Here is an 18,986-nt window from a genome sequence, read left to right on the forward strand (position 1 = left end):
AGTTCCCGGTGGCCATTCGCCGTGCCGTCATCTGCGTCCTGCTCACGTCACTGACCCTCGCCGGCGCGACCGCCCTCGACGCGCACCGCGAGCCGGCGGCCGCCTGGGACAACGGCCTCGGGCGCACCCCGGCCATGGGCTGGAACAGCTGGAACCGCTACGCCTGCAACATCGACGAGGCGCTCGTCCGCCGCCAGGCCGACGCGATGGTCGCCAACGGCCTGCGCGACGCCGGCTACCGGTACATCAACGTGGACGACTGCTGGCAGTCGAGCCGGGACTCCTCGGGCACCATCGTCGCGGACCCGGTCCGGTTCCCCAGCGGCATGAAGGCGCTCGGCGACTACATCCACGCGCGCGGCCTGAAGTTCGGTATCTACTCCGACCGCGGAACCCAGACCTGCGCCGGCCGGCCCGGTTCGCAGGGCTACGAGTACCAGGACGCGCGGACGTACGCGTCCTGGGGCGTCGACCTGCTCAAGTACGACAACTGCAACGCCCAGCTGGACCAGCAGTCCCAGTACGAGACCATGCGCGACGCGCTGGCCGCCTCGGGCCGTCCGATCGTCTACAGCATCTGCGCCTGGGAGTTCAAACCCTGGCAGCCCAAGACCGGACACCAGGCGCGCACCACCGGCGACATCGGCGACGACTACACCTACAACCCGGACAACTGGCTGCTGCCGGTCGACCGGATCATCGACCTCAACAACGAGTACGCGAACTACGCCCACCCCGGCTACTTCAACGACCCCGACATGCTCCAGGTGGGCAACTACGGCACGGGCAGCACCAACGGCAAGGGCATGACCGACACGGAGTACCAGACTCACTTCAGCATGTGGGCGCTGATGTCGGCGCCGCTGATCGCCGGCAACGACCTCACGGCGATGAACGCGGCCACCCGGGCGATCCTCACCAACCCCGAGGTCATCGCCGTCGACCAGGACCCGCTGGGGGTGCAGGGCCGCCGGGTCCGCGACCTCGGCGACCGGGAGGTGTGGTCCAAGAAGGTCCAGGGTTCCGGCGTACGGGTGGTCGCCCTGTGGAACCGCGGCGCCTCGGCCGCCACGATCCGCGTCGACTGGCGCGACATCGGGCTCGGCGGGGGAGCGGCGACCGTCCGCGACCTGCACGCGCGAGCCGACCGCGGCAGCTTCACCGGCGGGTACACCGCGACGGTGCCGTCGCACGGCGTCGCCCTGCTGCGGGTGGCGGGGGCCGAGACTCCGGACGCCGTACGGATCACGAAGACCGACCCCCGAACCGTCACCGGCCTGCAGGTCCGCACGGAGTTCCTCATCAACGACGAGTGGCACGACGACTTCGAGGAGACCGGAACCCTCGACCACTCCACCACCCTGAACCTGGACGGCAACGGCGCGACGTGGAACGGCTCCCGCTGGGTCGGCGACCTGCTGCGCACCGCCGGCAGCGCGGCCGGGCCCGCCGTGGTGACCGTGAACCGTACGGACCCACGCCCGATCTACGGCGCCCGCGTCCACGTCTCCTTCACCATCGACGGGCAGCCGCACTACGACTACGAGGACCTGAGCCTGCTCTCCGGCACCGTCAACCTCCAGCTGAACGCGAACGGCGGATCGTGGGACGGCACCCGCTGGGTCGGCGACTTCCTCCGCATCGAGTGATCAGCTCGTCCGGCGGCGGATGAACCACACGGCCGCGGCGAGCAGCACGACCGCGAGTCCGATGTAGATGCCCGCCTCGATGAGCTGGAACGTCCAGAACCGCGCCGCCGGCTGGTACTCGACGAGGTGGCGCAACCCGTGGCCGGCCAGATAGCGCTCGAGCGGGGAACCGGGCCCGTGCAGGGAAGTGCCGTCGCCGTAGACGCCGCGCAGGATCGTCAACCCCTCGGCCTCGGTCAGCTTGTGCCCGGCGGCGTCCACGTAGCCGGTGTCGAGGACCCAGTCGGTGGGCGAGCCGATCCAGGCGCCCGCGCTGTCGGTGACCGGGTCCGCGGTGGCCCATACGGGCGGCAGGTAGTGCGGGCGGGCGTACAGCTCGATCGGGACGCGGATCGCGACGAACGCGACCAGGGCCACCGCCATGGCGGGAACGGTCCGGCGCAGGACCGCGCCGGCGAGGACACCGACGGCGAAGGCCAGCAGGGCGGCCGCGGGGAGGTTGACGCCCTGCACGTTGAAGGCCTTGGGCTCCATCGGCCCCTCGACCGCGTTCAGCGGCGTGCGCCACCACGCGAAGAGTGCCGCGAGGACGGCGAAGACGGCCACCACGCCGAGCCCGACGACGGCCAGCTTCACGCCGAGCCAGCGGGTACGGGTGACGCTCTGCGTGAACGCCACCTTCCACGTGCCGTGCTCGAACTCCCGCCCGAGCAGCGGGGCGCCCACGAACACCCCCGCCACGGCGGGAAGCAGCTGCACCCAGATCACTTGCGTGCCCCACTCGGAGTACTCGCCGAGGAAGACGTTCAGCGCTCGGGTACAAGCGGTCTCCGGCCCGGAACCGGCTCCGGCGCAGGCGGCGAGCCCGCCGCTGTCGAAGGCCTCCCGCATGGTCAGGCCGGTGAGGATCAACGGTACGGCGAGAGCGGCGATCAGGATGAGCGCGCCGGCGAGCTCCGCGCGGTGTTGGCGCCAGGTGAGCCACAGCATCGGTCAGTTCTCCAGGTAGGCGACGACGAGTTCTTCGAGACCCACGGGGTGGGTCTGCCAGCGCGGGTGGTCCTGTGCCCCGGCAGGCCGGCGGACCAGCAGGTTGCTGTGCCGTTCCCCGTGCGTCGCCGCGACCAGCCCGTCGACGTCCGCCGTGTCGTGGCGGGGGCCGACGAGCATCCGGTGGCCGGCGAGCAGGTCGTCCAGCGCCCCGGCGAGCCGTACCCGGCCGGAGTGCAGCAGGACCAGGTGGTCGCAGACCTGCTCGAGCTCGGTGACGACGTGGGAGCTCAGCAGCACGGTCAGGTCCCGGTCGGCGACGGCCCCCACCAGGGCGCGCATGAACAGGCGCCGCGCCACCGGGTCCAGGCTGGCGACGGGTTCGTCCAGGACCAGGAGGCGGGGCTGCTTCGCCAGGGCGAGGGCGAGGGCCACCTGCGCCTGCTGCCCGCCGGAGAGGGCGCCGGCCCGCCGGTCCAGCGGGATCTCGAGCTCCTCGACATGCCGACGCGCGCCGGCGACGTCGAACCGGGGGTTCAGATGCCGGCCGAAGCGCAGCAGGTCCTCGATCGTGAAGGTGCGGTAGAGCGGATGGTCCTGGGCCACGAACCCGATGCGCGCCAGGCCGTCGGGCCGGTTCGCGCGCAGCGGCTCGCCGAACGTCCAGATCGCACCCTCGGTCGGCTGCAGGAGGCCGATCAGCAGGTGCAGCAGGGTCGACTTCCCGGCACCGTTGGCGCCGACCAGGCCGATGATCGCGCCGCGGGGCAGCTCCAGCGTGCAGTCGCGCAGCGCCCAGGTGCTGCGGCCGTACCGTCTGCCGAGGCGCTCGGTGCGCAGCGCCGGCTCGCTCATGCCGCCCGCTCCGCCGCGTCGTCGTCGAGCACCGCGGTCACCAGGGCGTGCACCTGGTCGCCGTTGAGCCCGGCCTCGCGAGCACCGTTCACCCAGGTGCGCAGGCCGCGGGACAGCCGCGCGTAGGTGGCGGCCGGCACCTGGTCGACACTGCCGGTCACGAAGGTGCCGTGACCGGCGCGCGCGGCGGCGAGGCCGGCATGTTCCAGCTCCCGGTACGCCTTGGCGACGGTGTTCGGGTTCACCACCAGGGCGGCGGCGACCTCGCGGACGGGTGGGAGCTGGTCGCCGTCGCGCAGGTAGCCGAGCAGCAGCCCCCGGCGTACCTGATCGACGATCTGCAGATAGGTCGGCACCCCCGAGCGGGTGTCGAGGCGAAACGCGAACACGCCGATGCCTCCAAGAATTGTCGCGATGTACTAGGACTGTAGTACACGCGACCGCCTCGGGCTAGGGGGCGACCAGCTGGCCGGCGCCTGCAGGGCCGCTGCGCAACCGGCTCGTCGTCCCGTTCGGCATCGAGCGCGGCGACGAGTCGGCCTTCGACACCATCACCCGTACGGACCACGAGGTGCTCCTCGGCACCGATGCCGGTCATCTCGACTTCCGGGCCGGCGTCCTGGTCGAACCGGACGACGACGGCACCACCATCACCGTGTCCACGCCGGCCACGCCGCAGTCCCTGGCGGGGAGCGCCTACCTCGCGGTCGTCCGGTTGGTGCATCCCTTGGTGGTCCGGGCCATGCTGCGCCACGCCGGGCGTAGGACCGTGGCCGAGCGAGACCTGCCGATGAGTCGCTAGAGTGGACGCATGGCTGCGAACGGGCTGCGCAAGGCGCTCCTTCCCGCGTTGCTGCCTGCCCTGCTCATCGTGCTGCTGGCGTTGGTCGCCGCGCCGCCGCGATCGACCGCGGCGCCGCGGGCCGCCGTCGCCGGTGCGGCCACGCCCGCCGAGGCCGCCCCCGAGCAGTCCGACGCCGAGTCCACCGGGGACGCCGAGGTGGCGCCCGCCGACGGCGCCACCGTCCTGATCGCTCAGTTCACCGCGGGTGTCCGCGGTTCCCGCGCGCCGCCTGCCGCGTCCGCCTGACCACCCGACCCGGCCGCTCCGGCCGCCCGGTGGTCGCAGCTCGTCATCGGACTTCGAGCGGACGGATCTTCCACCATGAACGTGGTCGCGGACATGCTTCTCACCCCCGCCCCGGCGGTCATCTGGGCGACGCTGACGGTGCTCACCCTGCCGGCATTGCTGCTGCTGGGCAGCCCCGAGGGCATGCGGCAGCCCCGGCAGGCCGCGCGGGAGCTGGTCGCGGCGCTGCGCCGGCACCGTGAACAGCTGCGCCTGCAGGCCGAGGAGGCGGCGCAGTCAGCGCGCTTCGCCGAGGAGCTGCACGTCGCCGCCGGCCGGGCCGCGGCCAGCGCCGAGCGCTGGCAGCAGGTCTGGCAGCGCTCGGTCGACGAGGTGGACGCGGCCTGGCAGTCCTGGCTGGCCGCCGACGCGCGGCTGCGAGCCGTCCGCGCCGCCGCAGCCTGGGGTACGCCCGCCACGGCGCGAACCTGCGAGGAGTACGCGGACCGCGACCGTTTCCTGCACCGCACCGTGGCAGCCGCTGTCGCCCGCGGGGACCTGCCGCCGGAGGCGGTGGCCGACGCGCAGGCGGGCCGCAACGGCTGGGACGCGCGCCTGCACCCGGCGGACCAGGAGGTGGTCATCGCCCGCGCCTCGGCGGCGTGGCTGAGGCAGCGCTACGAGCAGGCGACGGCCGCGGAACGAACCGCCTGGCACGACGCCGAACTGGCTCGCCGGACCCGCGACGATCTGCAGCGTGAGGTCGCCGCCACCGCCGTAGCGGACGGAGCCGGCCCCAGCCGGCGTACCGCTCGCTCCGGAGCGTTCACTGCCCGTCCCTTCCCGGCGAGGGGATGAGGACGACCTTGCCGATGTTGCGGCGCTCGCTGATCCGCCGGTGCGCCGCGGCGGCCTCCTCGAACGGAAAGACCGCGTCGACGCGCGGCTTGACGACGCCCTCGCGCCACAGCTCGAGCAGCGCCGCCAGCTCCTCGCGGAGCAGGTCCGAGCGGTCCCACAGGTGCCCGAGGTTGACGCCGCTCACCGTGTGGTTGCGGTTCATCATGCCGAACGGGGTCAGCACCGGCACGCCGGTGAGCTGGCCGGCCAGGCGGCGGATGCTGCGCCGGTCGCCCGTGCTCGCGTTGGCGAAACCATACGCGATGAGCTGCCCCACCGGCCGCAGCAGCCGTAGGCCGCGTTTCCAGTCGCGCCCGCCCAGCGCGTCCAGCACGAGGTCGACGCCTTTCCCGCCGGTGAGCTCGCGCACCCGCGCGGCGTAGTCCTCGGTGCGGTAGTCGATCGGGTGGGTGCAGCCCTCCTCCCGCAGCACGTCGTGCTTGGCAGCGGACGCCGTGCCGAACGTGACGACGCCCGGCACCGTGCGGCACAGCTGGAGCACCGCGATGCCGACCCCGCCGGCTGCCATGTGCACGAGCACGCGGGCCCCCGGGCGCAGGTTCGCGACGCGGAACAGCATGTGGTACGCCGTCAGATAGTTGACCGGCAGCGCGGCCCCCTCGGTGAAGCCGAGGTCGTCGGGCATGGGCAGCACCCGCTCGGCGGGAGCGCACACGGTGTCGGCGTGGCCGCCGAAGCGCACCAGGGCGAGCACCCGCTGCCCGACCGCGAGGCCGGTGACGTCCGCGCCGAGAGCGTCGACGACGCCGGCCACCTCGTATCCCACCACGCACGGCGGCTTCGGCGCGTCCGGGTAGAGCCCCTGCCGGGCCATGACCTCCGCGAAGTTCAGCCCGGCGGCGTGGACGGCGATGCGCACCTCGCCGCGGGCCGGCCGGGGGTCGGCGCTCTCGCGCACCTCGAGGACCTCGGGGCCGCCCGCCTTCGTGATCCAGACTGCGCGCATCGGTGCTCCGTTCCACTCCGGCGAGCTACTGCTTCGTCATCCTGGCCCGGGCGGTGTAGCGGCCGCCCGCCGGCTTGTAGTCCAGCAGCATCGACGCCGGACCGGTAGGCCAGAGCACGATGTCGCCGCGCGCACTGCAGTGCCCCTTGTCGATGCGCTCGGCCAGCACGATCTTCTCGCTGGTCCGTTGCGTCACGGTGACGGTTCCCGAGCATCCGAGCCGGGGGTAGCGGATCGTGCCCCGGTCCGCGTCGAGGGCGAAGCGCAGGTGCACCGGTTCGTCGCTGCCGAAGCTCTGCTGCAGCTCACCGATCCATTCGGTCCCCGCCGACGCCGAGGGGGAAGGGGCCGCGGACGGGGTGGCGGAGGTCGCCGGCGGCGCGGCGAGCCGGTCCGGCGAGCGACGATCCCGGATCAACGGTACGGCCGCAGCCGCCCCGCCCAGTAGGACGACCACGACGGCTGCTGTCGCGATCCGGCGGCGACGGCGGACCCGGGAGCCGGGCATGGTGTGGCGCCACGTCACGGCCTCCACCGCGGCCCGCAGGTCGGGCTGGTCCTGCAGCACCGTCGTGTCGTGCGCGACCGTGCCGGCGTCCAGCAGGCGGTCCAGCAGCTCCCGCGCCGTCGGGCGGTCCGCCGGGTCCTTGGCGAGGGCCTCGGCCACCAGGTCGCGCAACGGAGGGTGCAGGCCGTCGAGGTCGGGTTCCTCCGAGATGATGCGGGCCGCCGTCGCCATGGCCGAGGGCGCCCGGAAGGGCTCGTGGCCCGTACCGGCGAGGGTCACGACCGCGCCCCAGGAGAAGACGTCGGCGGAGGGCTCGACGGGGGCCTCCGGGCGTGGGTTGAAGCGTTCCGGCGCCATGTAGCCGACCGTGCCGACGAGCTGGTTCTCCGCGGTGAGCCGGCTCGACCGCAGGGCGTGGGCGATGCCGAAGTCGATGACCTTCGGGCTGCCCGGCGGCAGCAGCACGTTGCGCGGCTTCAGGTCCCGGTGGACCACCCCGGCGCCGTGGATGGCGGTCAGCGCGGTGGCCACGCCGATGGCGAGCGCGTGCAGGTTGGCGGCGGTCAGAGGGCCGTCCCGGCTGATCACGTCGGCCAGGCTGGGCCCGTCGACGTACTCGACGACCAGATACGGCGGGTCGTGCCCGGGATCGGCGTCCAGGACCTCGGCGGTGCAGAACGGCGGCACCTGACGGGCCCCGTCGATCTCGCGCCGGAACCGCCGGGCGAACTCCGGGTCCGCGGCGAGGTGGCTACGGACCACCTTCACGGCCACCCGGCGTCCCTGCGGGTCGGTGGCGAGATACACCGTGCCCATGCCACCCTCGCCGAGCCGCCCGGCGAGACGGTACGGGCCGACGCTCGCCGGGTCGCGCGGCAGCAGCGGCGCGACCTCCGCCCCCGGTCGACCCGTCACCACGCCTCACCATGCCCGTCGATACGCCGAACACAAGGTACAGGCACCCGCACAGCCCCGCCGGGCCAGTACCGTGAGCCCGTGCGGACACCGATCATGGCGTGGCGGGCGGCGACGTCGGTCGTCTTCCTGCTGTTCGGGGCCACGCTCGGGGCGTGGACCGCGCGGATCCCGGCGATCAAGCACGACCTGGGCGTCGACGACCGGCGGCTGAGCATCGCGCTGCTCGGCCTCGCCGCCGGGGCCATCACCGGGATGCAGCTCGCCGGGTGGCTGGTCGACCGCTTCGGGCCCCGGGCGGTGCTCGTCCCGGCGGCCCTCACCGAGGGCCCGCTGCTCATACCGACGGCGTACGCCCCCGGCGTGGCGGCGCTCGCCCTGGCCCTGGTCGTCTTCGGCGTCGGCCACGGAGCGCTCAACATCGCGATGAACGCGGAGGCGCTCGCCTTGCAGCGGGCCCGGGGCCGGCCGATCATCTCGTCGTTCCACGCGGTCTACAGCATCGGCGGGCTCGCCGGGGCGGCGATCGGTGGCCTGTTCGCGTCGGCCGGGGTGAGCGCGCGGGCCAGTTTCCTCTGCGTCGGCACGGCCGTCCTGCTCGTCGCGGCGGTCGCGGTGCGGCTCGTATGGCGGGCGCCGGCCGAGCTCTCGCCGGGCCGGGATTCGCCGGGCCGGGATTCGCCGGGCCGGGATTCGCCGGGCCGGGAGGAGACGTCGGCGGGGCGGCTGCGCGGGGTGGTGGCGCTCGGGCTGCTGGCGTTCTGCGTGCTGGTGGGCGAGGGCGCCGCCGCGGACTGGAGCGCGGTGCACCTCCGCGACGACCTGCACGCGAGCGCCGGCACGGCGGCCGTCGGATACGCGGCGTTCGCGGGCGCGATGACGGCCGGACGCCTGGTCGGCGACCCCCTCGTCGCCCGCTGGGGAGCCGTGCGGCTGGTGTGGGGGAGCGGCCTGCTCGCGGCGGCCGGCCTCGGCGGGGCGCTGCTGGTCGGCGAGCCCTGGGCGGCGGCGCTCGGGTGGGGGTGCTTCGGTGCAGGGCTGTCGTGCATCGCGCCGCAGATCTTCTCGGTCGCCGGGGATCGCAACCCCGGTCAGGCGGGCCGAGCGCTGGCCCGGGTGGTGAGCATGGGATATGCCGGGTTCCTGGCGGGACCGGTGCTCATCGGCCTGGCTGCCGGTGCGGTGGGCCTGCCGGTAGCGCTCGGCATCCCGGTCCTGCTCGCGGCGGTCGTCGCTCTTTCCGCCGGCATCCTGCGAGGCAGAAGCACCGGCCATCCACCGCCGGCACCGGCCGCGACCTCAGCGCCGTAGCGCCGACGGGTGCGGCCATTCCTGGACCGGCGGATCGCCGGCCGCGATCAGCCGGCGGCGGTCGCGGGCCGAGGGGGGGTCGTCGCGACGCGACTGTCATCCATCAACCGGCGACGGCTGCAGCCTCAGTGCCGCCCGTGACCCAGCCAGGGGCGGCTGTGGCGTAGTGCCGCCCGTGACCCAGCCGGCGACGGCCGCGGCCACCTTGCCGACCGCGACCCCGCCGAGCGCGGCGCTGTTCATAGCGCCGACCGCCGGTGCGGCGCGGGGGTGGCGACGCCTCGTGCTGTGGGTCAGCGGCCGGACCCGGCCAGGATGATCTCCAGGATCGGCGTCGTCGACGTGGTGCCCGTCGTCGAGGACGTCGACGGCGGGTCCTCCGGCTCGGGTGACTGTGGCGGGGTGGTCGTGGACTCGGTGGGCGGCGTGGTCGTCGGCGCGGTCGTCGTCGGCTCCGGGTCTGGATCCGGTGCCGTCGTGGTCGTCGGCGGGTGGGTCGGGGTGCGCGTCGGTGTCGGCGGCGGGTTTCTGGTCGGTGTCGTGGTCGGCGCCGTGGTCGTGGTCGGGCGCGGGCCTGGCTCCGGCGCCGAGGAGTGCTCCGGGTGCGTCGGTGTGTCCGCCGTCGTCGTGGTCGTTTCCGGGGCCGGTGCGGTGGTGCGCCGATGGAGCGGAGGCTCGGCGTCCACGGGCTCGTCGCGGCCCGGGGCGGACGAGGCCGGCGGTGGTGCGATGGTCGTGGGGATCTGCGGTTTGCGGGGCATCGTGCCGGCTCCGGTGCCGCCGTCGACGGCCGCCTCCGCCTGGCGGCCGCCCGGTGTCGCGTAGCCGTTGGCCACCTGCAGGCCGACGATGCTGAAGACCGCGGCGGCCACGGCGATCGAGGCTGTGACGGCGGCGCGGCGGCGCGAGCGCGTACGGCGTACCACCGCGGGAACGCTGCCGATGACCGCGACCGGCGGGCGGACCGTGGGCACCGGGGCGGCGGCGCGCCGCAGGATCTCGGCGGCGGTGGCGGCCGACGGGCGCTGGGCCGCGTCCTCGGCGACGCAGGCGTCGTAGAGCCGGATGACCTCGCGGGGGAGCCCGGGGATCCGCGGCAGGCGCGGTGCCCGGCGCTCGTGGCGGGCGGCGAGGATCTCCCCGACGCTGGTGCCGGGCCAGGCCCGCGTGCCGGTCAGGCATTCGAAGAGGAGCAGGCCCAGCGCGTAGACGTCCGCGGCGGGGAAGGTGGGCTCGCCGCGCAGCTGTTCGGGCGCGAGGTGGGCGGGGGTGCCCCAGAGCCGTCCGTGGGTGTCGAAGCTGTTCTGGCCGGCGGCCGCGGCGATGCCGAAGTCGAGGACCTTGACGCCGGCGGGGGTGAGCATGACGTTGCGCGGCTTGACGTCGCGGTGGACGAGGTTGCGTTCGTGGGCGGCGGCCAGCGCGGCCGCGGTGTCCCGGCAGACGGCGGCGGCGCGGCGCCATTCGAGGGCGCCCGTGCGGGCCAGCTCGTCGGCGAGGGTGTCGCCTTCGAGGAACTCCATGACCAGGTACGGCGTGCGGCGGTCGCCCTCGAGCGCCTCGCCGTAGTCGTAGACCCGGGCCACGTTCGGGTGACTGAGGCCGGCCGCCGTGCGGGCCTCGCGCAGCACGTCCACCGCGGGCTCGGTGCTGCCCGGCCGGTACGGCGCGAACAGCTTGATCGCGACCTGGCGCTTGAGGGTGCGGTCGTAGCCGCGGTGCACGACCGCGCTGCCGCCGCGGCCGACCGCTTCCTCGACCTTGTAACGCCCGGCGAGAGATCGCACTGTGACCCCTCCCGTTCGTTGTTCGGCGCCACTACTCACCGTGTGGATGCGCCCAAGGCTGTGCTCGCGGGGCGCGGCGTCACGATGGCGATCGCGTCCTGCGAATGCCGTGCATCGTACCCGACCTGGGAAGAGTTCAACCAGGCAGCGGGCGGCGGCCGGAAAGTCACGCACAGTGAGCGACGTCCCGGCATGAAAGACCTAGTTGACAGATAGGATTACGGGGTTAAGCCTTCAGATATGACCGTCACTGCCACCAGTCTCGATCTCACCGCCGACGTCGTCGTGGTCGGCGGCGGGCCCGCCGGCGCCTGGGCCGCGCTGACCGCCGCCGAGGCCGGCGCCGACGTCCTGCTGCTGGACAAGGGCTACTGCGGCACCAGCGGCCCGACCGCCTCCGGCGGCACCGGAGTCTGGTACGTGCAACCGGACCCCGCGGACCGGGAGAAGGCCATGGCGAGCCGGGAGGCGCTCGGGGGCTTCCTGCAGGACCGCCGCTGGATGGCGCGCGTGCTCGACCAGACGTACGAGAACATGAACCGGCTCGGGACCGAGGCCCGCTACCCGTTCCCGATCGTCGACGGGGAGCCGTACAAGCGGGGCGTGCAGGGGCCCGAGTACATGCGCCGGATGCGCTCCTGGATCAAGCGGGCCGGGGTGCGCATCCTCGACCACAGCCCGGTCACCGAGCTGCTCACCGACGCCTCCGGCGCGGTGGCGGGGGTACGCGGGCACCGGCGCCAGCACGGCGTCGACTACCGCGTACGCGCCGGCGCGGTGGTGCTGGCCACCGGCGGCTGCGCCTTCCTCAGCAAGGCGCTGGGCTGCGACGTCGACACCGGGGACGGGGCGCTGTTCGCCGCCGAGGCCGGGGCGGAGATGTCCGGGATGGAGTTCTCCAACGCGTACGGGATCGCCCCGACCTTCACGTCGGTCACCAAGACCGCCTACTACGGTTTCGCGACGTTCTTCCGGGCCGACGGCACGCCGCTGGCCGGGGCCGGCAGCCAGGGTGGCCGCTCGGTCATCGCGCGGGAGCTGCTGCGCACCGGCACCGTGCTCTGCCAGATCGACCAGGTCACGCCCGAGATGCGCCGGCAGATGCGGCTGGGCCAGCCGAACTTCTTCCTCACCTTCGACCGGCTGGGCATCGACCCGTTCACCGACAAGTTCCCCGTCACCCTGCTGCTCGAGGGGACCGTGCGCGGGACCGGCGGCATCCGGATCGTCTCGGACGACTGCGCCACGACCGTCCCAGGCCTGTACGCGGCCGGCGACGCCGCCACCCGCGAGCTGGTCTGCGGCGCCTTCACCGGCGGCGGCAGCCACAACTCGGCGTGGGCGATGTCGTCCGGCACGTTCGCCGGGCGGGGCGCCGCGACGTTCGCCAGGAGCCTGGGCGCGGCTGCCGCGAAGCGCAGGCTGACCGGCGCGGGCGGCGCCGGGATGCGGCCCACCGGCGGCGCTGCGACGGCGGGTGGTGCCGAGGCCCTCGAGGTGGTCCGGCGGCAGGTGCACCCGTACGACAAGAACTATCTGCGGCACGGCGACCGGCTGCGGCCCGCACTGTCCGATCTGGACGCCGTCTGGGCCGCCCTGCGATCGGGTGCGGCGGCCGAGGGCGCCGGGCTGCCGCGACTGCGGCAGGCTGCCGCCATGGTCGCGCACGCCCGATGGATGTACGCCAGTGCGCTCGCGCGGACGGAGAGCCGCGGCATGGCCCGGCGCGAGGAGTTCCCGGAGCTCGACCCGGAGCAGTACCACCGGCTCGCGGTCGGCGGCCTGGACCGGCTGTGGGTCCGGCCCGAGCCGGCGACCGGCCGCACGCCGCGGGAGCTGGCGGTGGCGTCGTGATCGAGGTCGTCTCCGGTGAGCGGTGCGTGACCTGTGACGTCTGCATCGCGGTGTGCCCCACCAACGTCTTCGACTCCGGCCCCGGCGGCGTACCCGTCATCGCCCGGCAGGGGGACTGCCAGACCTGCTTCATGTGCGAGGCGCACTGCCCGGCCGACGCCCTCTTCGTCGCGCCGCTGACCCACCCCGCTCCGGAGGGCTCCCCGCTGCGGGACGAGGTGCATCTCGCCGAGGCGGGGCTGCTCGGCAGCTACCGTCGCGAGATCGGCTGGGGGCGCGGACGCAAGCCGGGCGCCCGGCTCGCCGTCGGGCCCGAGCTCGGCCGAGCCCGCATCACTCCCGCCTCGGAGAACGCTCCGTGAGGTAACTCACCACACCAGCCGTTACATCCACACATGGAAATAGATCACGGGAAGTGTGCCGTCCATCGGCCACTTCCCGTTTCCATGTATCGATACGTGAGACCGCAAGCAACTGACCGCAGTCGCCGGCCGTGCCGCGGGGTTGCTGGCCCAAGATCACGTTGCTACCTTCGCCGCGCTGACCCGCCGAAGAAACTTCGGACCGAGCCGAGTTTCACTGCAGAAATAGACGTCTAACTCGACGTTTGCCTAAGAATCTTCTGCGCGGCGGGTCACTCAGGGGGAGGAAGACATGAGCACGATCAACCGTCGCGAGCTGCTGAAGTTCGCGGCCGCCGGCACGGTCGCCGTCGGCACCGGCGCGCTGGCCGTCCAGGTCCTGACCACGAGCGGCTCGCAGGCGGCCGTGGAGGACCCGGCCGGCCTCGACGAGACGTACAAGGGCCGCCGCATCCAGGCAGCCCCGGCCGGCCTGCGCGCTCAGAGCCGTGACGCCGCGCCGGCCATGCCGCACGTGCTGATCGACGGCAAGCCGCTGCACGTCATGGTCAACGGCGACGGCACGTACACCAGCGTGTCGAACCACTACGAGACCTTCAAGTCCCTGCGCGCGGTCGCCCGCGCCGCCGTCGACCAGCTCGACGGCGCCCAGCTGGTGCCCCTGCACCACCGCTGATCCCACCGCGACCTCCGCACACCACGAAAGGCCTCGACACCATGGGCGTACGCAAGAACCAGCGTGACCTGACCGCCGCCGAGAAGCGCAGCTTCGTCAACGCCGTGCTGGCGCTCAAGCGCAGTGGCCGGTACGACGAGTTCGTCCGCACCCACAACAGCTTCATCCTCAGCGACAGCGACGACGGGGTCCGCGTCGGCCACCGGTCGCCGTCCTTCCTGCCCTGGCACCGCCAGTTCCTGCTCGATTTCGAGCGTGCCCTGCAGGCCGTCGACCCGAGCGTGAACCTGCCGTACTGGAACTGGACGGTCGACCGGGACACCACGTCGTCGCTGTGGGCCGCCGACTTCCTGGGCGGCAACGGCCGCAGCAGCGACGGCCGGGTCACCACCGGCCCGTTCGCGTTCGGTGCCGGAAACTGGACGATCAACGTGCGTACCGACAGCCGCAACTACCTGCGCCGGGCCCTGGGCGCCAACGGGCAGAGCCTGCCCACCGCCGCCCAGCTGCAGACCGTCCTCGCGGTGAGCACGTACGACGTGGCGCCGTGGAACAGCACCTCGGCCACCGGCTTCCGCAACCAGGTCGAGGGCTGGCGGGGCGCGAACCTGCACAACCGGGTGCACGTCTGGGTCGGCGGCGACATGACCTCGGGCACGTCCCCCAACGACCCGGTCTTCTGGCTGCACCACTGCCACATCGACAAGATCTGGTCGGACTGGCAGGCCGCCCACCCGGGCTCCGGCTATCTGCCGAGGGGCAACACGCCCGACGTCGTCGACCTCAACGACACGATGGCGCCGTGGAACACCGTGCGTCCGGCGGACCTGCTGGACCACAAGGCCTGGTACACCTACGCCTGATTCAGGCGGCCTCGAGCAGCGCGCCGGTCACGACGCAGTCGCGGCCGGCGCGCTTGGCCGCGTACAGGTTGCGGTCGGCGATGGAGAGCAGGTGCGGCTGGGTGCGGTCGGCGGCCTCGCGCACGCCGGCCGCGCCGATGCTCACCGTCACGGGCAGCCCGTCGGTGGTCTCCTCCCACGGGAACGAGCCGACGCCCAGGCGTACCTGCTCCAGCCGCGCGGCCGCCAGGTCCGCGGGCGTACGCGGCAGCACGAGCAGGAACTCCTCGCCGCCCAGCCGGGCCACGAAGCCCTCCGGGCAGACCTGGGCCACCTCGGCGTCGAGGATCTTGGCCGCCTGCACCAGCACCCGGTCGCCGACGTCGTGCGAGAGCTGGTCGTTGATCTGCTTGAAGTGGTCGAGGTCCACGATCGCGACCGTCAGCTGGGCGTCGGAGGCGATGAGCCGGGGCAGCTCCTCGTCGACGTAGCGCCGGTTGCGCAGCCCGGTGAGCGGGTCGCGGCGGGCCTGCTCGCGGAAGCGCTCGGCCTCGCCGCGGGCCTCGGCCGTCTCGAACATCGCCTGGCGGGTACGGGCCTGCGCCTCCTGCTGCTGCGAGCGCAGCCGCTCGTGCGCCTCGAAGAACTCCCTGTGCTCGGCGAACGCGGCGGCGAAGTCGCCGCGGGCGGCGTACAGCTCGGCCTGCTCCTGCTGGACGCGTACCAGGACCTCGTGCAGACCGCGCTGCACGCACTCGTCGCGGGACGCGTTGAGGCTGTGCTGAGCGTCGTCGGTCTCGCCGAGCCCGCGCTGTGCCTTGGCCAGCGTCAGGAAGTACTCGGCGAGCGCGTCGGCGTCGTCCCGCTCGCCGGTCTCGTGCCGGGCGAGGCAGAGCTGCATGGTCTGCTCGGCCTCCGCGAACCGGCCGTTGGTGATCTGGATGGCCGCGACGGTGTCGAGGATCGCGGCGTCGACCTCGAAGCCGTGCGCGTCGGCGTGTTGCAGCAGGCGCCGCACGACCTCCTCGGCGCGCTCCGGGTTACCGGTGATGTGCTCGAGGTAGGCGTGGTTGTTGAGCACCTGCATGTGCAGCCAGGGCTCGTTCAGCTCGCGGGCGATCTGCTCGGCCTGGTCGTAGCGCACCCGGGCGTCGGCCATCGACGCGGTGAAGCCCAGCGCGTCGGCCAGCTTGGTGACGTGCCAGACCTGCATGTGCGCGGTGGCGGTCCCGTCGAGCAGCTCCACCGAGCTGAGCGAGTGCTCCAGCGACCTGGCGGCGTCGCCGAGCAGCCGGTGGATGTTCGCCCACACCAGGTGCGTACGCGCCTGCAGGATGCGGTCGCCGTGCGCGACGGCCCACTCGTGGATCTCGAGGATCTCCCGGTTGGCGCCGGCGAGCTCGCCCATCCGCAGCCGCATGTTCGTCCGGCAGAGCCGGGCGCGCACCACCAGGGTCTCGTCGCCCAGGGCCGCGGCCCGGTGCTCCAGCTCGGTGGCGATCCGGAAGGTGGCAGGGGCGTCCCACATCATGCGGTCCTCGATCGCCAGCAGGGCGATCGAGACTTCTTCGACGTTCATCACGGGCCGGCTCCTTCCGCCGGACCTCATCGGCGCCCCCGGCCCGTGCTGAAGCGCTGCACCGGGTCGGCAACTCAGATGGCGCGAACCGCACCCGAAGGCGGTCAGGACCGGGCGATGAGCACCGGGCAGCCGGCGTGATGCAGCAGGCGGGTGCCGACCTCGCCGAGGAGCACTCCCTCGAAGCCGTGCCGGCGCGGTCCCGCCACGACGAGCCGGGCCTGGTGGGAGCGTTCGGCGAGCACCCGGTCGGGGCGGCCGGCGACGATCTCGCGCTCGGCCCGGACCTCGGGGTACTTCTCGCGCCACGGGTCGAGCTGGTCGTCGAGCTCGCTGCCGAGCGCGGCCCGGGCCACGGACTCGCCCGCCGTGTCACGTGCGGTGATCGCGAGCAGCGGGGCCCGGCGCAGCGCGGCCTCCTCGAAGGCACGGCCGATGACCGGTCCCGCGGCGGTGCTGTCGTCGACGCCGACGAGCACCGGCCCGTCGTCCGCGTCCGCGCGGCCACGCACCACGACGACGCAGCCCAGCGACTGGGTGGCCACCTGGTTCCCGACCGATCCCGAGGGCATCCCCGGCATCCGGCGGTTGCCGCGGGAGCCGACCACCAGCAGGGTGGCCACCTCCGCCGCGTGCAGCAGCACGGGCACCGCGTATCCCGGCAGGGCCAGCCCGCGGACGTCGACCTCCGGGGCGGCTGCCCGGGCCGCTGCCACCGCCTCGTGCAGCACGGTGGCGGTGACGGCGTCAGGCGCCTGGTTCGGCTGCGGTTCGATGCGGTGGTACGCCGTCACCACCCGCAGGTCCGCCTCCCGGAGCCGCGCCTCGGCCGCGGCCCATCGGACCGCCGCCAGCGCTCCGGGGGAACCGTCGGCCCCGGCGACGATGCGTGGCTTGATCATGGCCCCCTCCTCGACCGGCAGGGCATGTCGGCACAGCCTCAGAATCGCGCGCGCCGGTGCCGTTGGCAAGGCCGCCGGGGGAGGGCTTCATCCCTTGCGACCCTGGGTGGCCACACCCTCCACGAAGTACCGCTGGCAGAGGAAGAAGGCGATGATCATCGGTACGGTGGTGAGCACCGCCCCGGCCAGCACCACCTCCCAGCGCGCCTCGCCCGCCTGGCCGAACTGGTCGAGGACGGCCTTCATCCCGCGCGGCATCGTGAACAGCTCGGGATCCCGCAGGTAGATCAGCGGCTTGAGCAGGTCGGACCAGCTGGCGCGCAGCTCGAAGACGAACGACACGATCAGCGCCGGGCGGCACAGCGGCACCGCGATCCGCCAGAACAACCGTCCGTAGCCGGCACCGTCCACCCGGGCGGCCTCGAACAGCTCGCGCGGCACGCCCAGGAAGAACTGGCGGATCAGGAAGATGTAGAAGGCGCTGCCGAAAAGGTTCCCGGCCCACAGCGGCACCTGGGTGGCGGCCAGCCCCAGCTCGTTCCAGATGAGGTACGTCGGGATCACCGTCACCGCGCCCGGCAGCATCATCGTGCCGACGACCAGGGCGAACAGGGGACCGCGCCCCGGGAACCGGAAGTATGCGAAGCCGAACGCCACCATCGCGCTGGAGACGGTCACCGCCACCGCGGCGGCCAGCGCCACCACGACGCTGTTGACCAGCCAGGTCAGCACGGGTGCCGCCGACCAGATGGTCGCGTAGTTCCCGGGCGCCCAGTCGTGGGGTACCAGCGCGTTGTCGAAGACCTCAGGGCGCGGCTTCAGTGAGGCGCTGACCAGCCACAGGAACGGGTACACGAAGACCACGGCGGCGATGGAGAGAGCGGTCCACAGGGCCCAGCGGCGCGGCATGGTGTCACTCGCTCTCGTAGTACACGAAGCGCCGGCTGAGCCGGACCTGCACCAGGGTGATCGCCACGATGATCAGGAACAGCAGCCAGGCCAGGGCCGACGCGTATCCCATGTGGAGGAACTGGAACGCCTGCTGGAACAGGTAGACGACGTAGAACAGGGCCGCGTCGTTGCCGTACGACTGTTGGTTGCTGCTGCCGTAGAAGGCCGTGTAGACCTCGTCGAACGTCTGCAGCCCGCTGATCGTGTTGATGATCAGGGTGAAGAACAACGCTCCGCTGATCATCGGTACGGTCACCGCCCGGAACCGCGCCCACGGCGAGGCCCCGTCCATCTCGGCCGCCTCGTACAGGTCCCGGGGCACGTCCTGCAGCGCCGCCAGATAGATGATCACCGTACTGCCCAGGCTCCAGGCGCCCATCAGCACCAGGCCGGGCTTGATCCACGGCCCGTCCGAGGTCCAGTCCGGACCGCTCACGCCGACGAACCCGAGCACCTCGTTGACGAGCCCCACCTGGCCGTTGAACAGCAGCAGGAACAGCACGCCCACGGCCACCTTGGGCGTGACGGTCGGCAGGTAGAAGACCGTCCGGAAGAACCCGGCGGACCGTCGGCCCGCGCGTACCAGGAGCATGGCCAGCGCCAGCGACACGGCCATGGTGACCGGCACGTGCAGCAGCGTGTAGACGAGCGTGTTGGCGAGGCTGGTACGCACCTTCGGGTCGGCGAGCAGTTCGCGGTAGTTGTCCGCACCGACGAACCGGGTGCTGGTCAGCACGTCGTAGTCGGTGAGCGACAGCACCAGGCTGGCCACCATCGGCCCGCCCATGAACACCAGGAAGCCGATGAGCCACGGGGACAGGAAGCCGAACGCCGCCCATGTCTCGCGGCGGCGTGCCGTGGCCGCCATC

The 18,986-nt window shown here is 72.9% G+C and carries 19 protein-coding genes; 9 read left to right on the forward strand and 10 right to left on the reverse strand.

What is annotated here, in order from left to right; translation table 11 throughout:
• The first annotated feature begins 8 nt into the window (after positions 1-8).
• Entirely contained in the window at positions 9-1,649 is a 1,641-nt protein-coding gene (locus tag AB0J80_RS33800; protein ID WP_364713313.1) for a glycoside hydrolase family 27 protein, read from the forward strand.
• Here the strand turns inward: AB0J80_RS33800 and AB0J80_RS33805 are convergent, their stop codons facing one another.
• Genes AB0J80_RS33805 through AB0J80_RS33815 form a run of 3 tightly spaced genes read right to left on the reverse strand, consistent with a single transcriptional unit; the run spans position 1,650 to position 3,883 of the window.
• Positions 1,650-2,639, reverse strand: coding sequence for a transporter (locus AB0J80_RS33805; RefSeq protein WP_364713314.1), 990 nt, complete (start codon positions 2,637-2,639; stop codon positions 1,650-1,652).
• A gap of 3 nt (positions 2,640-2,642) precedes the next feature.
• Positions 2,643-3,494, reverse strand: a complete 852-nt coding sequence (locus tag AB0J80_RS33810) for an ABC transporter ATP-binding protein (protein ID WP_364713315.1) — start codon at positions 3,492-3,494, stop codon at positions 2,643-2,645.
• Positions 3,491-3,883: a GntR family transcriptional regulator gene (locus tag AB0J80_RS33815; RefSeq protein ID WP_364713316.1), complete on the reverse strand. Its 393-nt coding sequence runs from the start codon at positions 3,881-3,883 to the stop codon at positions 3,491-3,493. Before AB0J80_RS33815 ends, AB0J80_RS33810 begins: the two co-directional genes overlap by 4 nt.
• Positions 3,884-3,981: 98 nt before the next feature.
• Here AB0J80_RS33815 and AB0J80_RS33820 point away from each other — a divergent pair, with 98 nt between their 5' ends.
• The 3 genes from AB0J80_RS33820 (at position 3,982) to AB0J80_RS33830 (ending at position 5,421) form a co-directional block, all read left to right on the forward strand.
• Positions 3,982-4,296, forward strand: coding sequence for a DUF2867 domain-containing protein (locus AB0J80_RS33820; protein ID WP_364713412.1), 315 nt, complete (start codon positions 3,982-3,984; stop codon positions 4,294-4,296).
• Positions 4,297-4,305: 9 nt separating this feature from the next.
• Entirely contained in the window at positions 4,306-4,584 is a 279-nt protein-coding gene (locus tag AB0J80_RS33825; RefSeq protein ID WP_364713317.1) for a hypothetical protein, read from the forward strand.
• Between the two features lie 75 nt (positions 4,585-4,659).
• On the forward strand, positions 4,660-5,421 hold the full coding sequence (locus AB0J80_RS33830) for a hypothetical protein (RefSeq protein ID WP_364713318.1): 762 nt from the start codon (positions 4,660-4,662) through the stop codon (positions 5,419-5,421).
• Here the strand turns inward: AB0J80_RS33830 and AB0J80_RS33835 are convergent.
• A complete protein-coding gene (locus tag AB0J80_RS33835; RefSeq protein WP_364713319.1) occupies positions 5,390-6,430 on the reverse strand; it encodes a medium chain dehydrogenase/reductase family protein in 1,041 nt (346 codons plus the stop codon). The two genes, AB0J80_RS33830 and AB0J80_RS33835, sit on opposite strands and share 32 nt — an antisense overlap.
• Positions 6,431-6,455: 25 nt before the next feature.
• Positions 6,456-7,853 carry a serine/threonine-protein kinase gene (locus AB0J80_RS33840; protein ID WP_364713320.1) on the reverse strand — a complete coding sequence of 466 codons (1,398 nt, stop codon included), beginning with the start codon at positions 7,851-7,853 and terminating at the stop codon, positions 6,456-6,458.
• Between the two features lie 81 nt (positions 7,854-7,934).
• Here AB0J80_RS33840 and AB0J80_RS33845 point away from each other — a divergent pair, with 81 nt between their 5' ends.
• On the forward strand, positions 7,935-9,164 hold the full coding sequence (locus tag AB0J80_RS33845; protein ID WP_364713321.1) for an MFS transporter: 1,230 nt from the start codon (positions 7,935-7,937) through the stop codon (positions 9,162-9,164).
• 293 nt (positions 9,165-9,457) lie between these two features.
• Here the strand turns inward: AB0J80_RS33845 and AB0J80_RS33850 are convergent, their stop codons facing one another.
• Positions 9,458-10,951, reverse strand: coding sequence for a serine/threonine-protein kinase (locus AB0J80_RS33850; protein ID WP_364713322.1), 1,494 nt, complete (start codon positions 10,949-10,951; stop codon positions 9,458-9,460).
• A 240-nt stretch (positions 10,952-11,191) separates the two neighbouring features.
• On the opposite strand from AB0J80_RS33850, the gene AB0J80_RS33855 reads away from it, so the two are divergent.
• From AB0J80_RS33855 to AB0J80_RS33870, 4 genes are all read left to right on the forward strand, one after another.
• Positions 11,192-12,805, forward strand: a complete 1,614-nt coding sequence (locus tag AB0J80_RS33855) for an FAD-binding protein (protein ID WP_364713324.1) — start codon at positions 11,192-11,194, stop codon at positions 12,803-12,805.
• Positions 12,802-13,167: a ferredoxin family protein gene (locus AB0J80_RS33860; protein WP_364713326.1), complete on the forward strand. Its 366-nt coding sequence runs from the start codon at positions 12,802-12,804 to the stop codon at positions 13,165-13,167. The genes AB0J80_RS33855 and AB0J80_RS33860 overlap by 4 nt, the downstream gene beginning before the upstream one ends.
• Positions 13,168-13,459: 292 nt before the next feature.
• A complete protein-coding gene (locus tag AB0J80_RS33865) occupies positions 13,460-13,843 on the forward strand; it encodes a tyrosinase family oxidase copper chaperone (RefSeq protein ID WP_364713328.1) in 384 nt (127 codons plus the stop codon).
• Positions 13,844-13,884: 41 nt separating this feature from the next.
• On the forward strand, positions 13,885-14,706 hold the full coding sequence (locus tag AB0J80_RS33870; RefSeq protein ID WP_364713329.1) for a tyrosinase family protein: 822 nt from the start codon (positions 13,885-13,887) through the stop codon (positions 14,704-14,706).
• Position 14,707: 1 nt separating this feature from the next.
• On the opposite strand, the gene AB0J80_RS33875 is transcribed toward AB0J80_RS33870, so the two are convergent.
• From AB0J80_RS33875 to AB0J80_RS33890, 4 genes are all read right to left on the reverse strand, one after another.
• A complete protein-coding gene (locus tag AB0J80_RS33875; RefSeq protein ID WP_364713331.1) occupies positions 14,708-16,264 on the reverse strand; it encodes a diguanylate cyclase in 1,557 nt (518 codons plus the stop codon).
• A 104-nt stretch (positions 16,265-16,368) separates the two neighbouring features.
• On the reverse strand, positions 16,369-17,166 hold the full coding sequence (locus AB0J80_RS33880) for a universal stress protein (RefSeq protein ID WP_364713332.1): 798 nt from the start codon (positions 17,164-17,166) through the stop codon (positions 16,369-16,371).
• 87 nt (positions 17,167-17,253) lie between these two features.
• Positions 17,254-18,075 (reverse strand): carbohydrate ABC transporter permease, encoded by an 822-nt coding sequence (locus tag AB0J80_RS33885; RefSeq protein WP_364713333.1) that lies wholly within the window; start codon positions 18,073-18,075, stop codon positions 17,254-17,256.
• Positions 18,076-18,079: 4 nt separating this feature from the next.
• On the reverse strand, positions 18,080-18,985 hold the full coding sequence (locus tag AB0J80_RS33890) for a sugar ABC transporter permease (RefSeq protein ID WP_364713335.1): 906 nt from the start codon (positions 18,983-18,985) through the stop codon (positions 18,080-18,082).
• Position 18,986 lies beyond the last annotated feature (1 nt).

Source organism: Actinoplanes sp. NPDC049548 (assembly GCF_040676695.1).
Lineage (GTDB): Bacteria > Actinomycetota > Actinomycetes > Mycobacteriales > Micromonosporaceae > Actinoplanes.